General features: G+C 38.2%; 25 protein-coding genes. 9 read left to right on the top strand and 16 right to left on the bottom strand.

Annotated elements, in window-relative coordinates; all coding sequences use genetic code 11:
* Positions 1-26: 26 nt before the first annotated feature.
* From FA584_RS05345 to FA584_RS05335, 3 genes are read right to left on the bottom strand one after another with little or no spacing between them, the layout of a single operon-like run.
* Positions 27-542 carry a flavodoxin gene (locus FA584_RS05345; RefSeq protein WP_167750445.1) on the bottom strand — a complete coding sequence of 172 codons (516 nt, stop codon included), beginning with the start codon at positions 540-542 and terminating at the stop codon, positions 27-29.
* 12 nt (positions 543-554) lie between these two features.
* Positions 555-986, bottom strand: coding sequence for a NifX-associated nitrogen fixation protein (locus FA584_RS05340; protein ID WP_096046443.1), 432 nt, complete (start codon positions 984-986; stop codon positions 555-557).
* A 4-nt stretch (positions 987-990) separates the two neighbouring features.
* The gene (locus tag FA584_RS05335) at positions 991-1,347 is read right to left on the bottom strand and encodes a NifB/NifX family molybdenum-iron cluster-binding protein (protein WP_096046442.1); all 357 of its coding nucleotides are present in this window, start codon (positions 1,345-1,347) and stop codon (positions 991-993) included.
* Between the two features lie 223 nt (positions 1,348-1,570).
* Between FA584_RS05335 and FA584_RS05330 the strand changes: the two genes are divergently transcribed.
* A complete protein-coding gene (locus FA584_RS05330) occupies positions 1,571-3,424 on the top strand; it encodes a mechanosensitive ion channel family protein (RefSeq protein ID WP_191342085.1) in 1,854 nt (617 codons plus the stop codon).
* On the opposite strand, the gene FA584_RS05325 is transcribed toward FA584_RS05330, so the two are convergent.
* The 9 genes from FA584_RS05325 to FA584_RS05285 all read right to left on the bottom strand — a co-directional run bounded on the left by FA584_RS05325 (position 3,421) and on the right by FA584_RS05285 (position 14,550).
* Positions 3,421-5,946, bottom strand: coding sequence for a chemotaxis protein CheW (locus FA584_RS05325; RefSeq protein ID WP_167750443.1), 2,526 nt, complete (start codon positions 5,944-5,946; stop codon positions 3,421-3,423). The genes FA584_RS05330 and FA584_RS05325 overlap by 4 nt on opposite strands.
* Before the next feature lie 212 nt (positions 5,947-6,158).
* The gene (locus FA584_RS05320) at positions 6,159-6,413 is read right to left on the bottom strand and encodes a homocysteine S-methyltransferase family protein (RefSeq protein WP_245394677.1); all 255 of its coding nucleotides are present in this window, start codon (positions 6,411-6,413) and stop codon (positions 6,159-6,161) included.
* Between the two features lie 151 nt (positions 6,414-6,564).
* Complete coding sequence (locus FA584_RS05315; RefSeq protein WP_167750442.1) at positions 6,565-7,323, bottom strand: winged helix-turn-helix domain-containing protein; 759 nt, start codon at positions 7,321-7,323, stop codon at positions 6,565-6,567.
* 162 nt (positions 7,324-7,485) lie between these two features.
* On the bottom strand, positions 7,486-8,883 hold the full coding sequence (locus tag FA584_RS05310) for an OprD family outer membrane porin (protein ID WP_167750441.1): 1,398 nt from the start codon (positions 8,881-8,883) through the stop codon (positions 7,486-7,488).
* A gap of 98 nt (positions 8,884-8,981) precedes the next feature.
* Positions 8,982-9,614: a cytochrome c3 family protein gene (locus tag FA584_RS05305; RefSeq protein WP_167750440.1), complete on the bottom strand. Its 633-nt coding sequence runs from the start codon at positions 9,612-9,614 to the stop codon at positions 8,982-8,984.
* Positions 9,611-10,045, bottom strand: a complete 435-nt coding sequence (locus FA584_RS05300) for a cytochrome c3 family protein (RefSeq protein ID WP_096046435.1) — start codon at positions 10,043-10,045, stop codon at positions 9,611-9,613. Before FA584_RS05300 ends, FA584_RS05305 begins: the two co-directional genes overlap by 4 nt.
* A complete protein-coding gene (locus FA584_RS05295; protein ID WP_096046434.1) occupies positions 10,046-11,626 on the bottom strand; it encodes a flavocytochrome c in 1,581 nt (526 codons plus the stop codon).
* A 263-nt stretch (positions 11,627-11,889) separates the two neighbouring features.
* Complete coding sequence (gene nifN / locus FA584_RS05290; RefSeq protein ID WP_228448152.1) at positions 11,890-13,179, bottom strand: nitrogenase iron-molybdenum cofactor biosynthesis protein NifN; 1,290 nt, start codon at positions 13,177-13,179, stop codon at positions 11,890-11,892.
* A gap of 18 nt (positions 13,180-13,197) precedes the next feature.
* On the bottom strand, positions 13,198-14,550 hold the full coding sequence (locus FA584_RS05285) for a nitrogenase component 1 (RefSeq protein WP_226372259.1): 1,353 nt from the start codon (positions 14,548-14,550) through the stop codon (positions 13,198-13,200).
* 292 nt (positions 14,551-14,842) lie between these two features.
* Between FA584_RS05285 and FA584_RS05280 the strand changes: the two genes are divergently transcribed.
* The 3 genes from FA584_RS05280 to FA584_RS05270 are packed head-to-tail and all read left to right on the top strand — an operon-like array spanning position 14,843 to position 16,814.
* Entirely contained in the window at positions 14,843-15,220 is a 378-nt protein-coding gene (locus FA584_RS05280; protein ID WP_096046433.1) for a DUF362 domain-containing protein, read from the top strand.
* A 3-nt stretch (positions 15,221-15,223) separates the two neighbouring features.
* Positions 15,224-15,607 carry a NifB/NifX family molybdenum-iron cluster-binding protein gene (locus FA584_RS05275; RefSeq protein ID WP_096046432.1) on the top strand — a complete coding sequence of 128 codons (384 nt, stop codon included), beginning with the start codon at positions 15,224-15,226 and terminating at the stop codon, positions 15,605-15,607.
* Positions 15,579-16,814, top strand: coding sequence for an FprA family A-type flavoprotein (locus FA584_RS05270; RefSeq protein WP_167750439.1), 1,236 nt, complete (start codon positions 15,579-15,581; stop codon positions 16,812-16,814). The genes FA584_RS05275 and FA584_RS05270 overlap by 29 nt, the downstream gene beginning before the upstream one ends.
* On the opposite strand, the gene FA584_RS05265 is transcribed toward FA584_RS05270, so the two are convergent.
* The 4 genes from FA584_RS05265 to FA584_RS05250 all read right to left on the bottom strand — a co-directional run bounded on the left by FA584_RS05265 (position 16,779) and on the right by FA584_RS05250 (position 20,942).
* Positions 16,779-17,198 carry a response regulator gene (locus tag FA584_RS05265; protein ID WP_096046430.1) on the bottom strand — a complete coding sequence of 140 codons (420 nt, stop codon included), beginning with the start codon at positions 17,196-17,198 and terminating at the stop codon, positions 16,779-16,781. The genes FA584_RS05270 and FA584_RS05265 overlap by 36 nt on opposite strands.
* Positions 17,195-18,409, bottom strand: a complete 1,215-nt coding sequence (locus tag FA584_RS05260; RefSeq protein ID WP_167750702.1) for a PAS domain-containing sensor histidine kinase — start codon at positions 18,407-18,409, stop codon at positions 17,195-17,197. The genes FA584_RS05265 and FA584_RS05260 overlap by 4 nt, the downstream gene beginning before the upstream one ends.
* Positions 18,397-20,178 (bottom strand): EAL domain-containing protein, encoded by a 1,782-nt coding sequence (locus tag FA584_RS05255; protein WP_167750438.1) that lies wholly within the window; start codon positions 20,176-20,178, stop codon positions 18,397-18,399. Before FA584_RS05255 ends, FA584_RS05260 begins: the two co-directional genes overlap by 13 nt.
* Before the next feature lie 95 nt (positions 20,179-20,273).
* Positions 20,274-20,942 carry a response regulator transcription factor gene (locus tag FA584_RS05250; protein ID WP_167750437.1) on the bottom strand — a complete coding sequence of 223 codons (669 nt, stop codon included), beginning with the start codon at positions 20,940-20,942 and terminating at the stop codon, positions 20,274-20,276.
* Positions 20,943-21,061: 119 nt separating this feature from the next.
* On the opposite strand from FA584_RS05250, the gene FA584_RS05245 reads away from it, so the two are divergent.
* The 5 genes from FA584_RS05245 (at position 21,062) to FA584_RS05225 (ending at position 26,145) form a co-directional block, all read left to right on the top strand.
* Positions 21,062-22,153, top strand: coding sequence for an HD domain-containing phosphohydrolase (locus FA584_RS05245; RefSeq protein ID WP_167750436.1), 1,092 nt, complete (start codon positions 21,062-21,064; stop codon positions 22,151-22,153).
* A gap of 91 nt (positions 22,154-22,244) precedes the next feature.
* A complete protein-coding gene (gene nifB, locus FA584_RS05240) occupies positions 22,245-23,675 on the top strand; it encodes a nitrogenase cofactor biosynthesis protein NifB (RefSeq protein WP_167750435.1) in 1,431 nt (476 codons plus the stop codon).
* Between the two features lie 107 nt (positions 23,676-23,782).
* Positions 23,783-24,895 carry a homocitrate synthase gene (gene nifV, locus FA584_RS05235; RefSeq protein ID WP_228448150.1) on the top strand — a complete coding sequence of 371 codons (1,113 nt, stop codon included), beginning with the start codon at positions 23,783-23,785 and terminating at the stop codon, positions 24,893-24,895.
* 4 nt (positions 24,896-24,899) lie between these two features.
* Positions 24,900-25,157 (top strand): hypothetical protein, encoded by a 258-nt coding sequence (locus tag FA584_RS05230; RefSeq protein WP_087438397.1) that lies wholly within the window; start codon positions 24,900-24,902, stop codon positions 25,155-25,157.
* The gene (locus FA584_RS05225) at positions 25,150-26,145 is read left to right on the top strand and encodes a leucine-rich repeat domain-containing protein (protein WP_167750433.1); all 996 of its coding nucleotides are present in this window, start codon (positions 25,150-25,152) and stop codon (positions 26,143-26,145) included. The genes FA584_RS05230 and FA584_RS05225 overlap by 8 nt, the downstream gene beginning before the upstream one ends.
* Positions 26,146-26,168 lie beyond the last annotated feature (23 nt).

Here is a 26,168-nt window from a genome sequence, read left to right as displayed (position 1 = left end):
TTTACATGTAAAGCTTATTCACGCTTTTATAATTCGCCTTTTAACTGTTCTATCCAATTTTCAATACGTTCACTTGTTTTATCTTCTTCGTTAATATTATCAATCGCTAAACCACAGAGTTTATCGCCAACTTCAGCTAAAGATGCCGTATAGGTATACCCTTCTTTGTCAACAAAACCGATGACATTTGCTCCTGCTTTGGTAAAGATTTGATTGAATTTGCCAAGAGCTGAACAAAAATGTTCACCGTGTGTTTTGCTATCACCTGCACCAAAAAATGCAACTTTTTTACCTGTAAAACTAATGTTTTCAGAAGTGATTTCAAAGAGTGGATCAACCCAACTAAAATGCACATCGCCTTGACCCCATGTTGAAGAACCAATAAAAAGTGCATCATAATTGTCAAATTGCTCAACACTGTCAAAATCATCTTCCATTAAAATACAATCATCATCTTCAAGCTCATAGGCTTCTTTTAAAGCCTCCGCTACCAATGTTGTATTACCGCCCGCACTTGCGTAAAATATACCAACCTTTGCCATGTTCTATCCTGATTATTTTTTATAGGTTTCGTAAATTTCGATAGCATCTTTTAACATTTTGCCACCTTCTTTAACGAGATCTTCATACGTTCTAAAACTGTAACGATGGGCATCTTTGAAAAACTTATTGGTGACAACAATTTTTTCAGCTATAACAACCGCACGCCCGAATCCTTCGTGGCTCATTTCCATGACCACAGAACACATAATGTTTGTTTTAAGCTCAAAAGCAAGCGCAATTGATTGAAAAATCAGACGAATATCTTGGATTTGCATCTCATCAATATCCGCAATAATAGGAATATTTTTCAGTGCATCTTTACTCTTAATATATTTTTCACTCAAAACTTCTTCATCGCTTTTTTTTGCCCAAGTACCAAATTGGTCAAGTGCTCTCATCTGAGATGTTAGAGTCTCTATGAACAACTTTTCAAGTTCATTCATAGCCTTATCCTCTCGCTTCTAAGATTTTTTTGATAAACGGTGGAGGATTCGTTGCTATCATGGTTTGAAGTTTATTCAGCTCTGTTTCAATGCTCACTACTTCTTTGTATTTGATAGGAAAGATTTTACCGTTGACGACTTTGGCAGCCGCTGCAGGTCCAATTTCGATGCAGTACATAATGTCAATGTTCTCATGTTGTAACATCTCGACTCTGCCTTCCGTTCGCTCTTCACCTGTTTGAACAACGCTAGAGAGTGAAAAACCCTCAGCACCTACGTCGTACACGGCAAATTGCTCTCCTGAACCAAAATGGGCATCAATGTTTTTGAGATCGTTTGTAAAAAACGCTACCTTGACCATCTTTTTATCCTCCTATGCTAAACGTTATTCATACATTTACAAGAAGTGTTCCGTTGGAAATGATTATATTAAAAGAGCAAGAAAAGGAGTTTATATCTTCACATTTGTGAGAGTTTACCTATCAAAACCTTATGAATAATGTATTAATGTATTGCAAATGTGTTTTAAATACAGAGAAGGTATAATTAGCTTTTAAAATGCCTATTCAATGTTGGAGAATCAAATGGTTATGCGTGTCCTAAAATCGTTCATACTTTTACTTTTGTTCATCTCATATAATGCTCTTGCAGATGACCAAAATTCCTCTTTAATTAATGCAGATAAATCCGTCTATATTAACCTCTTAAAAACGATCAAAGAGTCAAAAGTATCAAATGATGAAATTGCTTTACAAAAAGTATTGCTTGAAAAATTGATCAATACCATCCCCTCAACCGTTACCAATATTACCTTAAGTGTACCTACAAATGTTGATGAATATAACGCTCTTTTTAATCGTTACATTGATGATACGCTTAAAAAAGATTCTCTGACGAAAAAAATTCAATCGATTGACACCAAAATAAAATCCTTAACCAAAGAAATAAAAAGTTTAGAGAACAACAATTCCTCAGAGCGTACACTGGAGCTTCAAAGTGCTCTGTACACAAAGTCATTTCTAGAGTATAAAGACCAAAATGAAATGATGGTCAATGAGATACTCTCCATCGATAAAATGTTGAATGAATCGCTAAAAAGCATTACCTTTGATTCTGAAAATCTGCCTAAAAAAACCGTCATGGCGCAAGATGAAGCTTTGAAATTACGTGCAACGATTGATAATTTTTTAGTTAAAAAAGAGCGTTTTGAACTCTTAGGGGATACGCACGACAAAGGTATTTCAACTGCGGCAATCAATACCAAAGAAGATGCCTACAATAAAGCAGTCAGAGCAACGATCACTTCATTATTTTCAGAATTTTCAGATGCCTTAAAATCTAAAAACAAAAAAGTATTTGTTTTAGAAAAAAATATTCTTGATGCGGTTTCTAGTCTAGAAAATGCAAAGGTTATCCAAGAGTCCATTGCCACTTTACTGCATAATATGGAAAAAAATTATTTTGGCACAATAGATACCCTTAAAGGCTCAACCGTACAAGAGTTCAAAAATATCCTGAAAATGTCTTGGAATATTATGAGTGAACCCATTTTTACAGTGAATGGTTCACCTATTAGTATGTTGAAAATGATCTTAGCCTTATTTGTTTTTCTCATTGGTATTTTTGGTGGAGGTTTTTATAAAACCAGCATTAAAAGGATGACACATAATAGTAAGTCTATCAACCTAGCGACACGCACAATTTTATCCAATATCGGCTACTACGTTATTGTCATCACAGCTTTTTTTGTGGCACTGAACGTCATGGGCATTGACCTCTCCTCTATTGCACTGGTTGCTGGAGCACTTTCAGTGGGTATTGGTTTTGGTCTGCAAAATATTGTCTCAAACTTTGTTTCTGGCATTATCTTAATGTTTGAGCGAAGCATCAAAATTGGAGATTTTGTTGAGTTGTCCGATACCTTACGCGGTCATGTCTCCGATATTCGCATGCGTTCAACCACACTCAATACTAACGGTAATATCGATGTTATCGTTCCCAATCGTAATTTCATTGAAGGCAATGTGATTAACTGGACGATGCACGATAAACTCAAACGTTTCGATATTCCTTTTGGTGTTGCCTATGGCACAAAACCAGAACATGTGATTGCTGTGATTATAGAAGCGGTTGCAAAGAGTGGCTATCCAGATATTCTTTCTACCCGTGATAAATACACTAATGTTATTATGACGGGAATGGGTAGCAGTAGTGTTGATTTTGCACTGCAAGTATGGATTCATGGTGAAGAAATTTTAGCACCGAGCAAAACTATTTCAAGATTTCTGATTATTATCTACAACACACTGTATGCCAATGGTATTGAGATTCCTTTCCCACAGCACGATTTACATCTTAAAAGTATTGATGAAAATGTTCATTTATCGCTTTTGTCCTCTATTGAAACAAAAGATAAAGAAGCAATGATAAAAGATTAATTGACTCTCATTTCACTGTTGGAAATTGTTTTTTCCATCAGTAAATATTTTTCTATTTTGAGAGGATCAAGAATGGAAAGCATCTCTGCTTTCTCTTGACCCGCATCTGCCTTAACGATAGCTTTCGTGAGGGTCTGTTGACCCATCATCGCTTGGCTTGTCTCATCCACACAACGCACAGGAACTTCTGGGCTGTCTTGCACCATGTCTATCACCAAACCAAAAGGCTTTTCGTCGCTTCCTTTAAGCACAACAATGTGGTGTATCTCTTTGTTATACGCAATATTGTGATGAAAATACTTCGCTAAAGAAGCCACAGGAATCGTTTTGTTATTCCACGTAATCATCCCAACATAAATTTCATCGCACCCGATCACTTGTGTAACATCTTGACCTTCAAGAGCAGCGTATATCTGCTGACTCTCGATAGCAAAGAGATTGCCGTTCATCCAGAAAGTAGAAAGCTCAACCGTTTTTTCCGATGCACCAATTTTGGGATAGAGGTACTGCTTTTTAGTCTGTTTTGAAATATCCTCCACACACGCATCTTGGTTTGCTATCTTGATGCAGACAATTGCGGTTACGTCATTACAGTAACCGTCGCTGCATTTAAACTCTCTATAGCCTTGAGATTTACCTTTTCCAATAATATAATACTCATTTTTAATCAGAACCATATTTTCCATTGAATCACAAAAAGTACATCGCTCTCCAATGCAAATAGCAGGATTGGTTGAAGCAATAACATTGTTGGTTTTACTTTCTAAGAAAAGAGCAAAGGAACGTTCATCTTCCCCTACCACATCTTTAAGCATAGCTTCAAATTGAACTTCTGCATCAAAAACAATGCCAATACCCCCTTGCGCCTCTTTTGCCCCTTCAATAAAAATGGGCGCACTATAGATGTAGGTGTATTTTCCATCATAGAGTTCCGTTTTTTCAAAAGGACTGACCACATACTCTTTGGAACTTTTGAGCGCTAATGTTTGCGCGATATAATGTGCCCCTATGCGCTTACCAATTAAATGAGCATACTTTTCTTGACTGACAGCGATAACACACCCTTGAGTATCAAATAAAAAGAGATTGCTATAGACTGTATACAGTGAATTAATAGCTCCCAAAACTTCGGTGATTTCATGCCCAAATTCTTTTCGGATTGTCGTACACTCTTTATATTTTGCGCTAAATGCTTTGATAAATACAGGACTTAAAGCCCACCATCTACAGTCATTGGCACGCTCATAAAGGTTTCGATCCATAATATCAATGGCAAGTTTTGCATTAAATGCCGCATGATTGATAAATGAAGCAACAACCGTCCAGTTAAGGTTACTGATGGATTCTTCAAATGTCTTTTTGGTTTGTGCACCTGTACGAGAAATTTCATTTAAGAGTGATTTTGAAAAAGAGTTATCGCCACTTTTTTGATTGGCAATTTGCACATTTCCATTCCAAATGGTCAGATCAAGACGTCGTTGAATCGCCTCAGCTTTTGTCGGAATGCTTGTAAACTCTTCAGAAAATAGTGAAGAATTTTTTATAATTTTTATCTGTTCTTCTGTAAAAGGGACATGTTCATGTTTTTGATTAAAGGCAAAAGAGAGAGGCATGAGCGCATGTCCCATCCAACCTAGCCCATAAAAACCTTGATACCCTTTGGTTGATTGTGTTTTTGCCACATACTCACTTCCAGCAAAAGGAACGATATCAAAGTTTTTAAGTGCCGTTTTTTGGGGAGCTCCAAGAGTATAATGAAAGGGGTCACTACTGTAAATCGTACACTGATTTTCATCTAAGACAAGCATATCAGCCCATGTCTCATTTTCGATAAGGTTGGAGATAATAACGCGCATCTCATCTTGAAATTTAAAGACTAAACAGAGCACCGCAAGGGGTGTACCATTCTCATCACACACACGATAACTGTACAGTAAACTCTCTTTTTCACTTACTAATGGGAAAACACCAAAACTCTCAACATACTCTTTGGATGTGTGTATTGCTTCATAGATCAATGAACTCTCTACCTGCTTCCCTATTTTTTCATCTTTAGTAGAAGCGATAAGCGTACCATCAAGCGAAAAGAGCAAAACATCATTATAAACACTGTACTTTTCAATATACTCAAGAAAACGGTTTTGCAGTGCGGATAAAGAGACTTTCTGTTCCTCGTTGTTCATGCGAGCAAAGTCACAAATGATCGTATCCATCGCTAAAAAACCAATATCTGCTGTACGCTCAAAAAGATTACGAATTAAAATATCTATTGCGACTTGTGCTTTTGCACCAAGTTCTGTTGCAAGTTTTTTGACAGTCTCTTCGGAAAGTCTTTGTAACAGTTGCTCTGACAGATTACTAAAGGCCTGTCTCGTCTCTGATATGTCCATACCAATATTACTCATTTGTCCCAAAAGAGAGAGTAAATTCCACCGTTCAGAGAGCTGGTCCAATGCTTTTTGATATGCAACAACTTCAGGGATATAGGCATTATAACGAGATGTACGGCTTTGCTCTGACATGATGATAGACCTTTTTTTTAAATAGGAAGAGGATGCTTGATACCACAATGCAAAAGATTTTTATCACTATTACGACTAAAAAAGTCACTTTTTTAAACACTATACAAGAAGTGTTCCGTAGAAAATATACTTTACATGTAAAGATAAAAAAGTTTTCAGGAAGCGCTGTGAACTGAAAATAATTCACTTCACAGCATTATTTTAAAGAAGGATTAGTATCTTACCCATTGTGCAATTTGCGCAATATCAAAAGGCGTTGTTTGACAACATCCACCGATGATGCTTGCACCCTTTTTATACCAGATATGCGCCATTTTTCCATAGGATGCACTTTTAGAGAGTCCGTCCCATGTTTTAGTGAGTGCATTGTAGGTCGCCCCACCATTGGGGTATACGATGATAGGTTTAGAAGAACCCGCTTCAAGATAGTCTTTATGAACTTCACCAATGGCCTCTGGGTTTTCCATTAAAAACTTAGCGGACCAAAGAGAATCGTTGATATCATAGCCTTTACGCTCTCATTCTGTACCAAAGGCACCATCAATAATAAGCACTTTTTGCTTTGCTAATATTTCACGAATAGGGTTCATAGACTATCCTAATTTGATCATTGCATGACTATAAAGCAGCATACAAACACGAATCTGCAAAAACGGGCAATAAAGGTAGGCAAAATTTTATGATCGTACTACTTGTACTGTCCATTTCTTCTTCTATTTTTGTATTGACTATTCTATATCCCTCACCTTTAACCGTTTCGATGAGATGAAATGGCAAGAGTTTAGCGCGCAACTGTCGCACAAGTGATCTAATGCGCTCTTGGCTAATCACTTCATTATGGTAAACATAACATACGATTTCGTCTGATGAAACGATATGTGGAGATTTGGCTAGTAAATATTTGAGGAACAGTGCTTCTTTCCTACCTAAAAAAATCTTATCTTCTTTATAAATAAAGAGAGCATTTTTAAAATCAAAACAAACGTCTTTTGCTAAACAAAAAGTATCATCATTCCAAATATGACACAATTTGTAAATCCTAAAAGCGATCTCATCAGGAGAAAAATCTTTGATAATAACATCATCGTATGAGAGATAATAAAGGGTTTGTAGCATACGAGAATTAGCCACTTTGTCTAAAATGAGTAAAATAGGAGCGTCACTTCCTCTTTGCCTGATAAATTTCATCATAGAAGGGTCGGTAGGATTTTTGAGGTTGAGAATAAAAAGAGAATAGTCTAGTAAAGAAGAGCCTTCTTGCATGATCTCTTCTTCAGATTGTATTTTCTTCATATTCATTTTTAAACGTAATCCATTGAGGTAAACGTCAACATGATCTGCTAACTCCCGATCTGGTTCAAGAAAAAGAACTTTCACTTTTCTCCTTTTCGTTGTATTAGTTATGATTTTGCAATAACACTATTTCTAATGATATTCTTTAATACTATAATTAATTTATTATACCAAGAATGATTAGCGTACTAGGTTTTTCAAACAAAAATTTGAATGATTCCAAATTACTTGGAATCACTCAATAGACTAAAACTTATAATTTACGTTAAACCATAATTCGTCAGTATCATAAGATTTTATTTTTGCACCAGAAACAAAATAATCTTTGTCAAAGGATACATAAGTGACTTCAGTTGTTAACCCTTTAAGTGCAGGAACTGCATAAGTAAGCCTTGCTGAATAGCCTTCAATCTCTGCTTTCGCATTGGTTGCAGTTGAAATAGTTGCTGTAGATTGAGTATCTTGTTTTGCCGTCACATACGCTAATTCAGAGGTAAGTCCTATAATACCCACTTGTGAGAAATTATAGGTTGCACCAAATCTATAGGTATCCATACCTGCAAAGCTATTAAATACCAAAGGTCCTCGAATGGAAAGCATAGTATAACATGATGGTCCATTACCAAGACCAAGAAGTGCATCATCTCCATTACTTACAGTTGTATATGCAATAGTTCCACCAAAGCCATAAAGCTCAGAGAAACCAGCACGAAGTCCCAACATATTACCATCTATATGTGCCACATCAAGTCCACTACCTGCACGTGAACCTCTGTAGTTTGCATCGAAGAGAAGCTTATAATTACTCATAGGAAGAACATAATTTGCTTCTGAGTAATAAAATGAAATATCATCTGTTGCACTAGCAAAAGAAGCACCATAAGGACCTTTACCATTAACACCACTCATAACCACATCATGTGCTTGAGCAAATTGTGCGGATAATGTAAGATTTGAAACAGATTTGTTAATAGCCCCCAATGAATAAGCACCATCAAATCCAAATGCAGTTGGGCCAGCTCCAGCTATAATAATTTGTTTTGTAAATTCTGGCGCATCATAAGAATAATTATTAGCCCCAGTAGGTGTTAAAAAATTACCATTAAAGACATCACCTGTTCTACCTTGGAATTTACCCACATAGTTTGCATAAAGTGTTGTTTGAGGTAAATCCATATTGGTAATTGTCGCACCCTCAAAAGACTCTCTAAAGAAACGTGTTGGATTACCTGAAATAAGAGGCGTTGTAATGTATTGTCGTCCAACTTTCACATCTGTTTTTCCAATTTGGTAACCCAAATACGCTTCAGAGAGGACTGAACCTTGACCAGATTCTTCTTTATTGAAAAGTTTTTTTGCATCATCTGTTGCAAATGGAGTAGAACTACCTTGGTATGTAAAACCAAGTCTTAAACCATATAAAGTATCGGTTACATAACCAAGCTCTACACCAACATTCAAAATATTTTGATGATCAGCTTTTGGATAGAAGTTACCATCATCATTTCGATCCCAATACCACGCTTTTAACGTGCCATTTACTTTACCATTTTTGAAAGCATCTGCCAGTGTATCTGCCGCATAAACATGACTACCAAGTCCTAAAATGGCAATTGCAACCATACTTAATTTAGTAAGTTTCATCTTTTCTCCTTTTTTTGCCCATTTTTGTGCTTTACATGTAAAACACTATCTGCCCCATTCGTTTACCGCAAAACCAATGGGGCTTCTCTTTATAATGCTTATTTCATCTCTTCGGCTAATTTTTTCTCAGCCTCATCTTTTTTTGTATCTAACTTGCCTTTGTAGTATTCATACTCAGGCTTATAGTAATTAAGCATGCTTCTAAGCCCTTTGTGCCCAATTTCAACGTGGCAAGAAGCACAGCTTATCTCTTTATCTGTTCCTTTGAGGCTGGCATAATGCTCGTGCATTTCACGTCCTTTTACACTGATCGCTTCATTGGTTTTATAGTTGGTATGACAACCATAACACGCTTCATCACGAACAAAATGTTGACGATTGGCACGGTTTGCCTGCCAATTAATTGCATCAGGATTACCAAAGAAGTGAATCGCTCCTTCGACAACGCCGTTTCGAGCTTTTGTTGCAATATAGGCAATCACATTGTCATGAGGTAAATGGCACGTAACACACGATACTTTAATGCCTACTTTACCATTTCCACCATGCACATCATTATGATAGGCAGCAACCATTGGTTTCATTTCATGGCACACGATACAAAAACGATCATCACTGGTTCGATGCAGTCCCTCATAAAGAATCCATGAACTGAGTAGCCCGATCAAAATGCCTACTAAGCCCATTAGCAGAATGTTATTTTTGATGATGAGAAATATTTTTTTGATCATGGTGTCGGCCTCATCCAAATTTTAACATCATTACTATGGCAAGACAAGCACATATTTTCAGATGGCTTATGCTCATTGTGACACTCATCACAATAAAGTTTTGGTCCATCATGAATAGAATTATGTGGATTGGTATGTAATGCATCCATAAACTTTAGCCTATCTGCCAAAAATTGTTTTGTTTTATGACATGACAAGCACCCTTTATCCCCAATCAATTTCAAATCTTTTGGGTCATCACCCTGACCTTCATGACAATCCGTACAGCTAAGAGACAGCTTTTCATGATGAGCCTTAATGGGAAACTCTTTTTTAAGTTCAGGTGTCATATTGATTTTGGGCGATGACGTATTTGTATCCACACCAAAAAGAGACATGACACTGAAAATGAAAAAGAACCCTAAGACACAAAGAGTTCTTTTCTTACGCATTTATATATTTTCTCCTGCGACCATACCACATACTAAGCAGTCAGCAATTGCACAGCTACCTAGACGACTTGCACCGTGTGTCCCTCCCGTTACTTCGCCCGCTGCAAAGAAACCTGGGATCGGTTTGTTCGTATTGGCTGAAATGACTTGAGCTTTTGTATTAATTTTTAAGCCGCCCATGGTATGGTGAGGTTTTGGACATAAACGAATTGCGTAAAATGGTCCTTTCATATCGATAGGATCACCACCTTTAAGTTCTTTCAGAGAGTCACCTTTAAGTGTTGGTTTTTTAAACTCATCCTCAACACTATTTTTGACATCTTCATTATATTTTTTAATCGTTGCCTTAAGTGCATCTGCTGGAATTTTATAGTTTGCAGCAAGAGCGTCAAGCGTATCGAATTTCTTCATAACGCCACCTTGTAGACCTTTATCGATCGCTGCATAAATTTGCTCTTCAAATGTATTGTACGTACCAATGGCTACCGGATACATTTTTGGCGCTTCCCTTAAGATAACATACTCAGCATCCGCTCGTGTTTTACGATCAGCCATCTCATTCATGAATCGTTTACCATTTCTAACATCAACTGCAACACCAAATTTGAATAAACCTTGTTGTGTTAAGAGTGGTGCTACACCAAAACCTCTCTCATCTGGACTTGCCCATGGTCCTTCTTGAATCCAACTAATATGTACAGGAAGTGCTCCAATTTGGAAAGCTTTTAAAAGTGCTCCAGCCGTTGCACCATCATGGTTTGTTGCATCCATATCGGGTGTCATACGTGGGTCTTGAAGTTGTCTAAAGTCTCTATCCATAGAAAAACCTCCACTTGCTAAAACAACACCTTTTTTAGCGCGATAAGCTTTTTTCTCACCTGTCTTGTTTTCAATGTCATCATTGTGAAGTTTATTATCAAAACGGTAATTAATACGTGCAGTTACACCGATAACCGTTGTACCATCATTACTCATCACAAAATCATCCATTTTTGCGCGTGTTACCATTTTACAACCGGGAAGTTTTTCGACAAATGCTGCCATTGGTTGAATAATGCCTGAGCCACTCATATTTTCAGTAACAATAGTTCTAGGCACTGAATGACCACCAAACCATGTTGGTTTTTTACCTGTTTGGAATTTTGCACCACATTTTACGGCAAAGTCAAATGTCTCTTGCGCACGATCTGCAATTAGCTCTAGCATTTCTACGTGGTTAATACCAAGTCCTGCTTTTAAAGCATCTTTAATAAAAAGCGCTTTAGAATCTTCAATACCAAATTGTTTTTGATCTCTATTCATTGGAACGGCAAACGCACCACCATTAATAGCTGAATTACCACCAACACGACCCATTTTTTCAAGAATCAATACTTTATAACCACGTTCTGCTGATTTAGCTGCTGCTGCGAGACCCGCAAAACCAGAACCAATGATGATAACATCGTACTCTTCATCAAATTTGACATCTTTTTCAGTTGGTGCTGCTGCCATTGCATTGGCTGCACTTAACATGGCTGCACCTGCCCCAACTACGCCCAACTTTAGAGCGTCTCTTCTTGACATCGTCTCTTTACTCATTGTATTACTCCTTTTTGAAATAGTGTTTTTTATTTCTAACTTAATTTTAATAACTAAATGTGAGATTTAATGTGAGATATGTGAAATATCATTGCTTTTGACGAAAAAAGTATTGATTCTTTCACAATATGAATCAAAAAAGGTATAAAAAACTCCAAATTACTTCTAAATTGATTGCGAAAAGAAGTTTAATAGAGTAAAAAAGGATAAAGGAAATTATGAGTTGGGCACAAAATGTGCCCTATTGAAAGTATTGAAGTTTATTAATGATGGACTAATAGATTGGTTACTTCGCATAAAAAAGCACAACTGCCTTCATATAATATGTTATGGCGTAGTCCAATACCGACTTGCTCATAATTGGGGAAACCTCGAATGAGCAGTTCTTTGTGGTGTTTATGGGCTAGACGCTCACCATGGTAGTTGGTAATGAGCAGATCCATAGCAGGAAGGGCTTTTTCCACCTCTTCCAAATCGCCAATGGAAACTTTACATGTAAAGGCTTCTTGCACCTCACTGCGTTGTGCAATATATGCCTCACACGAACCACCCGCTTCTTTTAAAGCTTTAGAGATGGCATAAGCACTATCAGGTTCATCGGCGATAAGAATTTTTGCTTTTCCCAAGGTAAAATGCGTATCTAAGAGCACATCTTGCAAGCGAGCACGCCAACGTTTGACCACACTGGGCACACTTTTACATTCCAAGAATTCAAACAGTTTGGCATAAAACTCATCACTTGCTTCTAAGCCCATAAGGCTATCAAAATGCAAATGCGTACTTTGAGGAAATTTCTCATAAAAAAGTTCCCCGCATTTTTTAACCGAACGTCCTATGGTGATGACAGCACCCGCATCACCCAGTTTTTCAATGTCTGAAACGCTAATACCTCCACTGCTGAGTGCACCTTGTTTGACACCTAAATGACCATCAAGGGAATCGCTAAGATCAGGAAGCGCATAGACTTCCAAGTCCAGAAGTTCGAGTGCTTCTTTGAGTTTTTCAACTTCAATGGGACTAAAGTTGACATTGGGGACAAAAAGGACTTTATCTTTTCGAACATGGGTGGTTGGCTCAATGAGCTGAGTAATAATGTTTTGGATACTCAAGCTCCAACCGCTCTCAAGCCCACCTTCAAAATCGGGCGTATGCACATATACCATTTTTTGCTTCTCTTTTAAAAGAAGCGTTGCACCCTTGATATCATCGCCTTTGGTTTCTGTCATGCCTGTCGTAAAAAGTCCGACCAAATCAGGCGTTACTTTTTTGGTGATGTTTTCCACCGCTTCGGAGATGCCTTTATCGCCTCCATCAATGACGGCGGTTATATCATTAACAGCAGTAGTTTGAATGGCGATCGGGTCGTTAAAATGTCGTGTAAAGAGTACCTTGGTAAAGGAAGCACACCCTTGCGCCCCATGCATCAGAGGCATACAGTTTTTAATGCCCAAAAAGGCAAGTGTCGCACCCATCGGTTGTGAGAGCTTAAGAGGGTTTACATGTAAAGGCTTCATCGTGGTTGTTTTCATCTCTTTGGGGTTAATAAAGCTCATGTTTTCCTCCTCATTTATTTATGCCGCGTCCCACGGCGCTTGTTTTCCAACCAGTTTAAAGACAGGGTTTGAAAGGGCAGCACAGACATCAATGGCGAGGTTTTCAAGCCCACCGTATGCACCGTAACTCACTTTTTTCTCTTGATTGACATCGACAAAGGCAATGCGCTTTTTAATCGCCGTGTAAAGACTACGCCCACCCGCAAGTAAAATGTCGACTTTATGCTCATCAATCAAACGAGGCTGATCGACACCGGGTGCTTTAAATAAAATAGGCACATATTCACTCGCTATCGCTACATCCTCTTCCGTAGCTTTTTGCACACAGGTGGCGACCACTTCGATGCCAATGTCTTGAAGTGCTGAGGCGATCGACCATGACTTGTTTCCGCCTGTGTTTAAAATCGCTTTTTTGCCTTTGAGCATCGGATGGTACAGCTTCAAACGCGTTTCCAATTTCGCCTCTTCTTCAGCAATGATCGTTTCCGCTTTCGCGATCAATTCCGCATCGCCAAACGCATTGACGATGGAGCGAATCGCATTGGAGGTATCACGTTTACCATAAAAAGAGACGCTCACATAAGGGATGTTGTAGCGCTCTTGCATTTTACGACACAACGTCACCAACGACTTTGCACAGACAATGACATTGAGCTTTGCCGTGTGCGCCGTTTGGATCTGCTCTATTCTGCCATCCCCTGAAAGAGAGGAAACAACTTTGATGCCAATACGCTCCAAAAGAGGCTTATATTGCCACATATCGCCCGTTACATTATAATCACCGATCAAGTTAATGCCAAAAGGATGAATCTCTTCAGGCTCACGCGTACCTACAAGAGCGTCCAACACCGCTTCACCGGCAAGGCGTGATCCTAAGTTTTTACTGCCCACAAAACCAGGGGCGTGCACAGGCACGATGGGAATGTGAAACAGCTCTTCTGCGGTTTTACATGTAAAGTCAATATTATCCCCGATCATCGCTGTGACACACGTTTCATAGACAAAAATCGCCTTAGGTTTTTTATGCTCTACGATGTAAGAGAGAGCATCTGAAAGCTTTTTGTCACCACCAAAAATGATGTCTTGGGTGCTGACATTCGTGCAATAGCCCAGTGGTGTGTTGTTTTCACCTTCATAGCTTGTAAGCGTTGCTCTGGTTTCCCATGAAGCGCCAAGACAAGTGTCGGGGCCATGCACCAAATGCACAGCATCCGCATAAGGAAAGAGTGATATTTGCGCTCCCTCAAACGCACACCCTCCGCTCGTCGCTCCAGGTTTCGGTTTATCACAGCTCGCTTTTTTGGTTTTGTTATGAGAACAAGCACTCTCGTTTAACAAATCCTTGATCAGTTTTCTATTTACCATAGTCATAGATTTGCACAATCCATTCCATTTAGAGTTTTTACATTGCACCTTTTTACAGTAGCCCTGAAACAAAACTCTTAATGCAGTTTCTAAACAAAAAAATACCACATAAAGAAAAAAACTTCGTGTTGTATTTAAAAAAAATCTTTAACGGAACAGCTCTTGCATAAAAAGGGGTGTGTACCTTTAAAAACCCTTACTCAACACCCACGATGCGATCAAGCCCTTTTCACATCGTGGGTACATTCAAGCAAGGTTTTTTAGAGTTACTAATCCATTCCCATCAAAAGGATTTACCATGGCAGTAAAAATTACAGAACTTTGTATCAATTGTGACAGTTGTATTGACGAGTGTCCCGCAACCGCTATTGTCAGTGCAAGCGACTCACCGGTCAATGGTGACAACACTTATGTTAAACCAGAAAAATGCATTGAATGTTCTGATGGCACGATGCCAAAATGTGCAGATGCCTGTCCAACCGAAGGTGCAATTGTATGGGATATGCCCTACACTGCTGAATACAATGCCTATTATGTTGCGGGTCATGAGAGTGGCATCTACAACATTCGTGAGCATAAGAAAAATGGCATCATGTTCCCAGAAGTTTCTCCTAAACCTTACCGTGAAGCGATCTCGATTGCTAATCGCCAAGCACACACTCCAGTAGCGGAATAAACGATGAAAATAGCATTTGCATCCACGGACAACATCCATGTCAATGACCATTTTGGCTGGTGCAAATGCTTTTATCTCTATGAGCTTCAAGAAGAGTCGTTTGTTTTTTTAAGAGCACTCGAATCACCCAATGAACTCACTGAAGAAGGTGATAAACTAGCTTATAAAATTGAATGCTTAGAAGATGCTAACATTTTGTGCGCTTCACATATTGGACCGCGCGCTTCTTTAATGGTGAAAGGCTCTGGTATCTTTGTACTGAAGTCTGAGAAAGAAAATGAGCGCATTGATACCCTGTTAAACACCCTACTCACATTAAAAAATAGCAATCCGCCTCTTTGGATGCAAAGGTTTCTCCATGCACCATCACCCCATAACCATAGCTAAGGACATCTATTTTATAGGTGTATTTGATCCCGATATTCGAACGTTTGACATCGTCATGCGAACCGCGAATGGTTCTAGTTATAATGCGTATCTCATTAAAACTGCTGAGGGTGTCATTATTGTTGATACCGTTAAAAAAGAGTTTCAAGATGATTTCTTCCGCCATGTAGAAGCACTGTGTTCCTATGATGAAATCAAATATGTCATTATCCATCACATTGAGCCTGATCACTCAGGGGCGCTGCCAGAACTCATCCGAAGAGCACCGCACGCCAAAGTGCTTATTTCCCCTCAAGCCACAACGATGCTTAAAGCGCTTACCAACAGCGAAGAGATCAATTTTGAAACAATTTGGACCAATAAACAGCTTCATCTTGGAGGCAAGACCATTACGTTTCTCACGACACCCTATCTGCATTGGCCAGAGACCATGAGCAGTTACGTACAGGAAGACAAGCTACTTTTTAGTGGGGATGTTTTTGGTTCACACTATTATGATAAACGCCTTTTCAACAATAAAGTAGGTGACTTTTCATACGCATTTCAATACTACTATGACCATATTATGCGCCCATTTCAAAGCTATGTCAGAAGTGCACTAAAACTCTACGAACGTTTTAAAATTGAACTGATTGCACCTCTTCATGGTCCAATATTACGCGAAAATCCATATCAATATATTGATGCGTATAAACAATGGAGCCATAAAGTTGACACGAATAAAGGTAGTGGCAAAAAAATACTCTCTATTTTTTACCTTACCAGTTATAAAAATACCCAAGAGATGGCACAAGCCATTTTTGAGGGGTGTGAAAGTATAGAAGGTGTGGTCGCCAATATGTATGATCTTGCCTCTATCGAATCACAAAATATGATAGCGATTTTAGAAGAGAGTGACGGCTTTTTAATCGGCACACCCACCATCAATGCCGATGCCCCTAAACCTGTTTGGGACTTGCTTTCGTGTTTGATGTTTTTAGAAAAACAAGGTAAATGTGCCGGAGCGTTTGGATCGTACGGATGGAGTGGCGAAGCGGTCGACCATATTCTAGCTCGTCTTAAGTCACTTAAACTTCGTGTGCCACCACTTACACCGCTTAAAATAAAACTGATTCCAAGTCAATCCGAACTTGAAGAATGTTACCAGTTTGGGGTCGAATTTGCTGAGATTTTAAACGGAAAATTGGTCGAGATCGATCTTACCTAAAGTAGAGTTACAACAGCATTCATCAATTTTTGCAAATAACATATCCATATCATAGGGCTTTACCAAATAACCATTCACGCCTAATTTTTCAGCTTGTTCACGTTGATCTTGACTACTATATGCTGATGTAATAATGATTGGAATTGTTGGATTTTCAATGCGAATGCGATTGAGCATACGAAATCCACTCATAAAAGGCATTTGTAGGTCCGTAATAATAATATCAGGAGCATCTTTATAAAACCGATACAATCCCTCTTCACCATTTCGAGCCGTATAAAATTCATCAAACACCGTATTAAAAACGGAGAATAAAGAGTCTAAAACATTGTGTTCATCTTCCACAATCAAAGGACGAACCTCTTTCAGATCATTCAACTTCATGATACCAATCCCTGCAATATAATTTCAAATCGCGCACCTGAGGCAGTATTTGCCACACGAATACGTCCATTCATATGCTCTTCAACAATAATTTTAGTCATATAAAGTCCAAGCCCCGTCCCATTTTGTGAACCTTTTGTGGAGAAATAAGGTTCAAAAATGTAAGGCATCACAAGCGTATCAATACCGCCACCATTGTCTTCTATTGAAACAATAATCGTGTCAGATTTCTCTCTTTTTGCCTCAACAATAATCTGCTTTGTATGATCACCGCAACTCTCTAAAAGAACGTCTTTAGCATTGTTAAAGATGTTGATGATCGACTGACCAAACTCATTGGGAAAACTCTTTACATGTAAACCTTCTTCGGCGACAAAAGAGAGCTCAATACCATGTGCTGAAACAATAGGTTTCACCATTTCAACCGTATGTGCAAGCTGTTGTTTAACATCAAAAACTTTCTGAGATTTATCGGGTTTAAAAAAATCCCTAAAATCATCAATGGTTTTTGACATCTGCAAAATCTGACGCATAGAGTCCTCTTTAAACTCATCCATGATGGTATCATCAAGTTTTTGAAGTTTATATTTGAAAGCAATATTTTGGGCTAGCAAAGAGAGGACATTGAGAGGTTGTCGCCATTGATGTGCAATCATACTAATCATTTCACCCATTTGCGCATGACGAGATTGCTGGAAAAGCATCATCTCTTGCTGACGATTTTTTTCAATTTGTTCTTGCACTTGATTTTCTAAAGTTCTATTGAGCGTTTGGAGTGCATACTGTGTTTCTTTAAGCTCACTGAGATCGATAACAGCAGAAATTCGCATGGTTTTTCCAACACTACGAACGATGGAGCCTTTCACTAATGCGGGAAAAGAGCTTCCATCTTTGCGTAGAAGCATACATTCATAGATACCCGTATTTTTCATAGATTTTTCGCGTATCAGCTTTTTGGATGTAGCAGCTACAAAATCGACCATCGACTTACCAATCATCTCCTCTTTGCTCTCGCCTCCAAATAGCTTTAAAGCTTGCTCATTAATCTCGACAATACATCCCTTATGAGAAACCACCAATCCTTCAATCGCAAAATCAATCAACTGCTTAAATTTTTGATGCTGCTTTAAACGTAAATAACTCCACATAAATCCAACAAAAAGGACTAAGGCTAAAAATAAAAGGATCGTGAATGGTGTTAGTGAGAACATTGTAGCTCCAAACATGGCTCGCCAATAAAATACCCTTGAAACTCATCTACGCCCATTTCCACCAAAAGATCAAAGATCTCTTTTTTATGCACGTATTCAGCAATCGTCTTTACATGTAAAGCATGTGCAAACGAAACAATGCCCTTAACAAGCTTCAATGACTTCACATCTTTATCAAGATTTTGAACCAAACTACCGTCAATTTTGAGATAGACTGGATTTAATTCCAATAAATGTGAAAAATTGGAATAGCCTGTACCAAAGTCATCAATAGCAATCGGTGCATCATCGTACTTAATATAGTGTAAAAAATTTATAATGGTCGTATAGTCCGTTACCTTTTCACTTTCAACCACTTCAAAAACGAGATGAACCGCTCTGCTTTCGTTTTTAAACTCAAGAATTTTAGATCGCATAAAGTCACGTATTTCTTTGTTAAGCATGTCTCGGAAACTAAGGTTAATCGAAAATGTCATCTCTGGATATAACACCATCATCGCAAATACTTTTTCGATCATTCTGTAACTAAGACTATCATATTGTTTCGTTCGACATGAAATGTCTAAAAAATAATAGGGTGAAACATACTGATCTTGATCAAATTTATCCTTTGTTTTGATACGAATCAGCGCTTCATATTTAATAATCTCCCTCTCTTTGTCGCAAATAGGCTGAAAGAAAGGAACAATATTGTCTTTATTGAGCGTATCAGCAATGACATCTTGCCAATAAAAATCATTGGCTAACGATTCCGTCTCATCTAAATTGCTGGTATAAACAACAAAAGCTTTATTGGTTTGTTTGGCAAAATCAAGAGCCGTAAACGCTTTTTTAAAAAGATTTTCTTGATCGAACGTTACACCCATGGAGATATGAACCAATATTTTTTCAATAAGTCCTTCGACTTTTATCTCGATACCATTTAAAATGCCCAGTGTTTGGGCAATATCTTCATAGATTTTTTCAGGATCAAGCTGTGTGCTCAAACGAAGCATTGCAAATTCATTAGAAGAGATACGAAAAACATCGTAACAAAGGGATGTTGCGACCTCTTTAAAATGGTGTGAAAACTCTTTTAAAATTTGATTGCCTGCTTCAATGCCATAGAGCTTATTGTAATTTGTAAAATTATCAATATTGATTAAAAATAATGTGGGAACTTCTGAGGGCTGTATCTGTTCTAAAATACGATCCAAAGTGTATTTATTAGGAAGCTTTGTGAGTGCATCTGTATGCAGCTGTTCTTCAAGGGCACTTTTCTGCAATACTATTGTGTTCTTTAAATCATTCGTATAAGCACGATATTGTGCTTTGAGAAGAATTTTTTCCACAGTAGAGCTTAAGGAATCAAAAAACTGATCGAGTTCAATAGGTTTTAAAATATAACCATCGACACCCAAACGAATTGTTTCAATCAAAAATTCCACATCATTATGGGCTGATGTAACAATAATAGCCGTCTCTTTACAAAATTTACGAATTTTAGTAATTAAAGAAATACCATCTAATCTAGGTATTTTTAGATCTGTAATTAAAAGGTCGTATTTTTGTATTTGAGGTTCTTGTGAAATACCCAATTGAGGTATGGCAATTTCAGCATCAAAGAACATATCATAAGCATTTTTTCCATCACTCGAAACATCAATGCAATCAAAAAATTCACTTAAAATAGAATGAGTGTATTTTCTAGTAACTTCATCGTCTTCAACATATAAAATCTTCAAATTTTTACAACGAGATCTTAGGTCCTCCATTGCTGATGCTTCCATCATTTTCCTCATCATCTTGGATCAATTTTTTGATTATACACCAAAGAAATGGTTTATTATCAGTTTTGTATGAGGATTATTAGGAAATGGGAGGCTTATAATACTAAACGATAGCCTGTTCCATACTCTGTCATAATGTATTTTGGCTTTTTTGGGTCATCATCAAGCTTTTTACGAATATTTTGAATATGGTAATTTAGAGATTGTGGAGAGCTTAAAGAGGAGAGATGAATCGCTAAAACATTGCGATAAACCACTCTATTTTTGTTTTCTATGAGGAAAGAAAGTATTTTATACTCAATTGCGGTAAGTGAGAGTGGTTTTTGATTGAGCAAGATTGTTTGACTATTGTAATCAATGGCAAGATTATTTTTATTGTATTCCAGTTTAATCATAGAACAGCGTCTCAAAATTGCCCACATACGCACTTCTAACTCTTCAAGCATAAACGGTTTGCATAAATAGTCATCTACCCCAAAACGAAAGGCTTGTACTTTCGCTTCTAAATCAGAATGGGCACTTAATACAATAATAGGAATACTTGTTCGATTATTGATCTGTTTAATCACCTCGAAACCGCTGAAATCAGGCAGGCTAAGGTCGAGAAGTAGAAGATCATAATGCTGTGCCGAAAGCTTTAAAAGCCCATCAACCGCCGTTTCTGAAATATCCAATTCAAAACCCACACTCTCCAAATATTGGGCAACTTGAGTCGCTTCTTCATAATTGTCTTCGATTAAAAGAACTTTAATTTTTTTTTGCATTTGAATTCTTACTCCAAACTTTTCTGATTTTGTATTATACATAAAGCTCATAATTTTGCCTACAAGAATATGAAAACTTGGTTATAATACGGTTATATCCTTCCACGTAAGAGAAAACCATGAATTCAGCGGAAAAACAGCTTGCCATTTTATTGGAGTTTGGTAAAGTCATTAACAAAACCAAAAGTTTGAACGATGTTTTGGAGTCTATGGCAAATTTTGCACGGGACATCTTACAAGCAGATCGTTGTTCTATTTTTGTCTACAATAAAGAGAAAGAAGAACTCTGGTCAAAAGTGGCACATGAAGTTCATCCCATTCATATTAGTACCCAAAAAGGTGTTGCAGGGTATTCTGCCCTTTCAAAAGAGACACAAATTGTTGTGGATGCTTACAATGACTACCGTTTTAATCCTGATGTCGATAAAGCCACAGGCTATTTGACACACACTATTCTCGCTGTTCCCTTACTTGACAATCAAGAAAACACCATTGGCGTCTTTCAAGCGCTCAATAAAAAAGAAGGTTTTTTTACCAACGTTGATGCTGAGCTGTTACTTCTTATCTCTAACTACGCCGCTTCAGCCATTGAAAATGCCATTTTATATGACAAACTACGTGATACCCAAACTAAGATTATCAATAAACTCGCTTCTGTTGCAGAATTTAAAGACCAAGAAACATCCAAACACACCAAACGCGTAGGGCTCTACAGTGCACTCTTAGCCGACAAGATGGGTTTAAATCAAGATGATATTTATAAAATTGAACTCGCTGCTCCCATGCACGATGCAGGAAAAATCGGCATTACCGATACTATCTTGCTTAAACCTGATAGACTCGATCAAGAAGAATTTGACATTGTAAAGACACACACTCAAATAGGTTATGACCTTTTATTTGACAGCGAAAACGAATACCTTAAAACTGCCGCACTCATTGCACTGGAACATCATGAAAAATGGGATGGAACTGGCTATCCATTGGGTAAAAAAGGTGAAGAAATTTCTATTTTTGGAAGAATTGTTGCTATCGCCGATGTGTTTGATGCACTTATTTCTGTGCGCACCTATAAACCCGCTTGGAGTTTTGAAGAGGCATATGAATTTCTCAAAAAAAACAGAGGAACACACTTTGACCCTATATTAATTGACCTTTTTAGTGAAAATATTGAAAGAATTCGTGCTATTTATTTAGAACTACGAGATTAGGAAAACCTTCTTAAATTTAAAGACTCGCTCTTTATTTTCCAAGGAACAGTTTGTGCAAACTTTAGAGTAAAGAAATTCTAAAGGATCGCACATGAGTTGTTCTTGCACATCATCCACCAACACACAAAATGAACTTCATGCTAGCATCATGCAAAAGATTAACAACCACCCTTGTTATAGCCAAGATGCCCACCAACATTATGCGCGTATCCATGTTGCAGTAGCTCCTGCATGTAATATCCAATGCAACTACTGTAACCGTAAGTACGACTGTTCAAATGAAAGTCGTCCCGGTGTTACGAGCTATAAACTAAGCCCCGAAGAGGCGGTGAAAAAAGTCTTACATGTAGGCGGACTTATTCAACAACTCAGCGTCGTGGGCATTGCAGGACCCGGCGATGGACTTGCCAATCCTAAGCAAACGTTCGAGACATTTGCCCTGCTTAAGAAATATGCGCCTGATATCAAACTCTGTCTTTCAACGAATGGTTTGATGATTCACAAACATATTGATGAGATTGCTAAATACAACATTGAGCATGTTACCGTAACGCTTAACTCTGTTGATGAGAGCGGTGAAATTGGTTCTAAAATCTACCCATGGGTTTTTTACGAACATAAAAAACACCGTGGTGTAGAAGGTGCAAAATTATTGCTTGAAAAACAGCTTCTTGGTATTCAAATGCTCGTTGAGCGAGGCATTCTTGTCAAAGTGAACTCAGTCTTAATTCCAGGCATCAACGATGAGCATCTTCCTCTCGTTGCTAAAAAAGTCAAAGAGTTGGGTGTTTTTATTCAAAACGTTATGCCAATCATCTCAAAACCAGAATACGGTACTAAATTTGGACTCGATGGCGTTCCAAGTGCTACGCATAAACAACTTATGAAAGCACAAGAAGCCTGTGATATCAATGTCAAATTGATGCGCCATTGTCGCCAATGCAGAGCTGACGCGGTTGGTTTACTCGGTGAAGATCGTAGTGATGAATTTTTCAAAGAGAGTTTTGCTGACAAAAGTTTTGCAGAGCTTTCTCACCATTACAACCTTAACCAACGTATGAAAACCCATGAGAATATCGAAACATGGAGAAGAGCACTCCGAGCTGCCAATGGTAAAATTACTCAAGAAGACGCGACAAATAAAGATGAGCTTAGCTCTACTGGCGATACAATGCTTGTAGCCGTTACCACGCGTGGAAATGGACTTATTAACGACCACTTTGGGAGTGCGAAAGAGTTTTTGATCTACGAAGCAGGCGATAAAGCGATTAAATTTATTATGCACCGTAAAGTTGAAAATTCTTACTGTATGGGAAAAGAGAACTGCAATGGAACCTACCCTATCGAAGAGATCAAAAATGCCCTCTCAGATTGTCATCTTCTCTTAACCCAAAAAATTGGCGAATGTCCACAAAAAGAGTTAGAGAGTATTCACCTCACATGTGATGAGAGTTTTGCGGATGAGCCTATTGAGCTTTCTGTTCTAAAAGGTGTGCGTAAGCACTTTTTTGCTGCTTCTTAATTAAGTGACACGCTTTTAGGGCAAAGCTCTAAAAGCTACGCTAACGCTTAGTTTTCTTCGGCAGAAAGCCCACGCACCCTTGGTGCTTATGAATGAAGGAAAAAATGATGATTATCAACGATACCACACTTAGAGATGGTGAACAAGCACCTTACGTTGCCTTTAACACCGATGAAAAAATCGCCATCGCATCGGCACTTTACCTTGCAGGTGCCGATGAGCTTGAAGTGGGTATTCCAGCGATGGGTGCAAAAGAGCAAGCGGATATCAAAGAAATCCTTGCCCTTGATCTTCCGCTTCGCATTATGAGTTGGAATCGTGCCACGATGAGTGATTTAGAAGCATCACTCTCTTGTGGACTTAAAGCAGTTGATCTCTCTATTCCTGTATCAGACATTCTCATTGAAGCAAAATTTGGAGGCGATAAAGCACGCCTTTTAAAAAACCTTGAAGAGGTTTTACATGTAAGCAAATCTGAGGGTATTTTTGCCTGCATTGGGGGCGAAGATAGCTCTAGAGCAGATAGAGGCTTTTTGAAAGAGGTCATGGAGTTAGGAGCCAGTCTAGGAGCCAATCGTTTCCGTTACTGTGACACGGTGGGCATTATGCGTCCTCATCAAATTTACGAGCATATTTCCTACCTCACAGGCCTCAATCTTTTAGAGATAGAAATGCACACGCACAATGACTTTGGTATGGCAACCGCTAATGCCATCAGTGGACTCGAAGCAGGAGCGCTCAGTGTCAATACAACCGTCATTGGACTCGGTGAACGCGCTGGAAATGCGAGCTTTGAGCAGGTTCTAATGAGCCTGGCTCATCTTTTTGGCGAAGAGCGTGTGATTAACCCCGATGCACTAAAACATGTCGTGCAGTTGGTTGAAAAAGCGTCCAACCAAAGTATCTCTGCTACGATGCCGATTGTCGGTAAAAATATCTTTTCACATGAATCGGGCATTCATGTCAATGGCATGATTAAGCACGATAAAGCTTATGAAGCCTTTTCACCTCAAAGTGTCGGAATGACACGAAGTTATCCTATTGGAAAACATTCAGGCAGTTCAACACTTCTCTTTCATCTTCGTGCGATGGGGTATGAACCCGAAAATGAAGTCATCAATAAAATGCTTCCACAAGTGCGTGAAATGGTCACCAATCGTAAAAAAGTTCTCAACAAAAAGGAGCTAAGAGCGCTCTATATCGCTTCAAAAGCTGGATAAATTAATGGAAGAATATGCCTCTAAAATCATCTGTGAATGCGGTCAAAAAACCATTCAGGAAGCTATTGATATTTTTAAATCTACTACCCTCCCCTATAAAAAAGCCAAAAAACTTGTCACTGGGTGTAATCAAACCTGTTGTCGTAGACCTTTAATGGCACTCTTTAATATGGTAGAATTCGGTGAAATTGATTACGAAGAGATTGCCTTTTTAATTGATCAAAAAAATAGTAGATTTGAGCAAGGAGAGAGTGATGAGTGAGAGTATTCGCGATTTTGCACATTGGATAAAATCCCAAGGATTGGAACACACCTTGCCTCGTGAACTCTCAAAACTTGAAAGCATCACTACACTTGATCTCAGTCGGAAAAAGCTCAAAAGTCTACCTGAAAGCATTTATGCCCTTCAAAATCTTAGCATACTTAAAATTTCAGGCAATAGGCTTACAGAGCTTCCACAAAGCATTTGCACCCTTAAAAATCTTCGTAATTTGCAGTGCGAAAACAACCTTTTACAAAGTCTCCCCGAAAACTTTGGAGAACTAAGCTCTTTAGTCATTTTAAACCTCAATGGAAATCAACTGACGACACTGCCACAAAGTTTTTATGCGCTCTCCAAGCTTACGAGGCTCACTCTTGCTGTCAACCGTTTAAGCCATTTAGATGCTGCTTTTAAAAACCTCAAAAAACTTTTACATGTAAGCTTGGATACCAATTATTTTGAGTCTCTCCCCGAAGTCTTTGGCTCGATGCAATCGCTCTATTATCTCGATCTTTCATTTAATAAACTCACCACATTGCCTAAATCTCTTGGTGAAATCAAAGAGCTTGAAACCCTTATTTTAGAAGGCAATCTTTTGCAAAATCTTCCTTCATTAGAGGCGCACGATATGCTGGTCAAACTCAACCTTGCCTCCAACCATCTCACCTCCATTGACTTTGATATTTCAAAATTAGAAGATTTACAAATTCTCTCTTTGGCAAACAACCTCTTAGAGAGTGTACCAAACACACTGTGCAAACTCTCCAAACTCACCTCTTTGGATTTGAGTGCTAACCGTCTCAAAAACCTCCCTGAATGCATTGGAAATCTATTGCACCTTTATGAATTAGATGTCGAAGAAAACCTCCTAGAAAGCCTTCCAGAATCCATTCAAAAGCTGACAAACCTCAAAAATCTTTTTATTGCCAATAACCACAATTTGCAAAAGCCAGACCTCCCAACTTTAGAGTATTGTGACATCGAATAAGGATATTTTAACTCCCGCTAGGC

Source organism: Sulfurospirillum diekertiae (assembly GCF_011769985.2).
GTDB lineage: Bacteria > Campylobacterota > Campylobacteria > Campylobacterales > Sulfurospirillaceae > Sulfurospirillum > Sulfurospirillum diekertiae.
The sequence above is the reverse complement of the archived record's forward strand: the minus strand, read 5'-3'. Positions and strand labels throughout refer to the sequence as shown.

Coding starts and splice junctions, on each gene's coding strand:
- FA584_RS05345 (WP_167750445.1), bottom strand. CDS start 542: ATGGCAAAGGTTGGTATATTTTACGCAAGTGCGGGCGGTAATACAACA.
- FA584_RS05340 (WP_096046443.1), bottom strand. CDS start 986: ATGAATGAACTTGAAAAGTTGTTCATAGAGACTCTAACATCTCAGATG.
- FA584_RS05335 (WP_096046442.1), bottom strand. CDS start 1,347: ATGGTCAAGGTAGCGTTTTTTACAAACGATCTCAAAAACATTGATGCC.
- FA584_RS05330 (WP_191342085.1), top strand. CDS start 1,571: ATGGTTATGCGTGTCCTAAAATCGTTCATACTTTTACTTTTGTTCATC.
- FA584_RS05325 (WP_167750443.1), bottom strand. CDS start 5,946: ATGTCAGAGCAAAGCCGTACATCTCGTTATAATGCCTATATCCCTGAA.
- FA584_RS05320 (WP_245394677.1), bottom strand. CDS start 6,413: ATGGAAAACCCAGAGGCCATTGGTGAAGTTCATAAAGACTATCTTGAA.
- FA584_RS05310 (WP_167750441.1), bottom strand. CDS start 8,883: ATGAAACTTACTAAATTAAGTATGGTTGCAATTGCCATTTTAGGACTT.
- FA584_RS05305 (WP_167750440.1), bottom strand. CDS start 9,614: ATGATCAAAAAAATATTTCTCATCATCAAAAATAACATTCTGCTAATG.
- FA584_RS05300 (WP_096046435.1), bottom strand. CDS start 10,045: ATGCGTAAGAAAAGAACTCTTTGTGTCTTAGGGTTCTTTTTCATTTTC.
- FA584_RS05295 (WP_096046434.1), bottom strand. CDS start 11,626: ATGAGTAAAGAGACGATGTCAAGAAGAGACGCTCTAAAGTTGGGCGTA.
- nifN (WP_228448152.1), bottom strand. CDS start 13,179: ATGAGCTTTATTAACCCCAAAGAGATGAAAACAACCACGATGAAGCCT.
- FA584_RS05285 (WP_226372259.1), bottom strand. CDS start 14,550: ATGACTATGGTAAATAGAAAACTGATCAAGGATTTGTTAAACGAGAGT.
- FA584_RS05280 (WP_096046433.1), top strand. CDS start 14,843: ATGGCAGTAAAAATTACAGAACTTTGTATCAATTGTGACAGTTGTATT.
- FA584_RS05275 (WP_096046432.1), top strand. CDS start 15,224: ATGAAAATAGCATTTGCATCCACGGACAACATCCATGTCAATGACCAT.
- FA584_RS05270 (WP_167750439.1), top strand. CDS start 15,579: ATGCACCATCACCCCATAACCATAGCTAAGGACATCTATTTTATAGGT.
- FA584_RS05265 (WP_096046430.1), bottom strand. CDS start 17,198: ATGAAGTTGAATGATCTGAAAGAGGTTCGTCCTTTGATTGTGGAAGAT.
- FA584_RS05260 (WP_167750702.1), bottom strand. CDS start 18,409: ATGTTCTCACTAACACCATTCACGATCCTTTTATTTTTAGCCTTAGTC.
- FA584_RS05255 (WP_167750438.1), bottom strand. CDS start 20,178: ATGGAAGCATCAGCAATGGAGGACCTAAGATCTCGTTGTAAAAATTTG.
- FA584_RS05250 (WP_167750437.1), bottom strand. CDS start 20,942: ATGCAAAAAAAAATTAAAGTTCTTTTAATCGAAGACAATTATGAAGAA.
- FA584_RS05245 (WP_167750436.1), top strand. CDS start 21,062: ATGAATTCAGCGGAAAAACAGCTTGCCATTTTATTGGAGTTTGGTAAA.
- nifB (WP_167750435.1), top strand. CDS start 22,245: ATGAGTTGTTCTTGCACATCATCCACCAACACACAAAATGAACTTCAT.
- nifV (WP_228448150.1), top strand. CDS start 23,783: ATGATTATCAACGATACCACACTTAGAGATGGTGAACAAGCACCTTAC.
- FA584_RS05230 (WP_087438397.1), top strand. CDS start 24,900: ATGGAAGAATATGCCTCTAAAATCATCTGTGAATGCGGTCAAAAAACC.
- FA584_RS05225 (WP_167750433.1), top strand. CDS start 25,150: ATGAGTGAGAGTATTCGCGATTTTGCACATTGGATAAAATCCCAAGGA.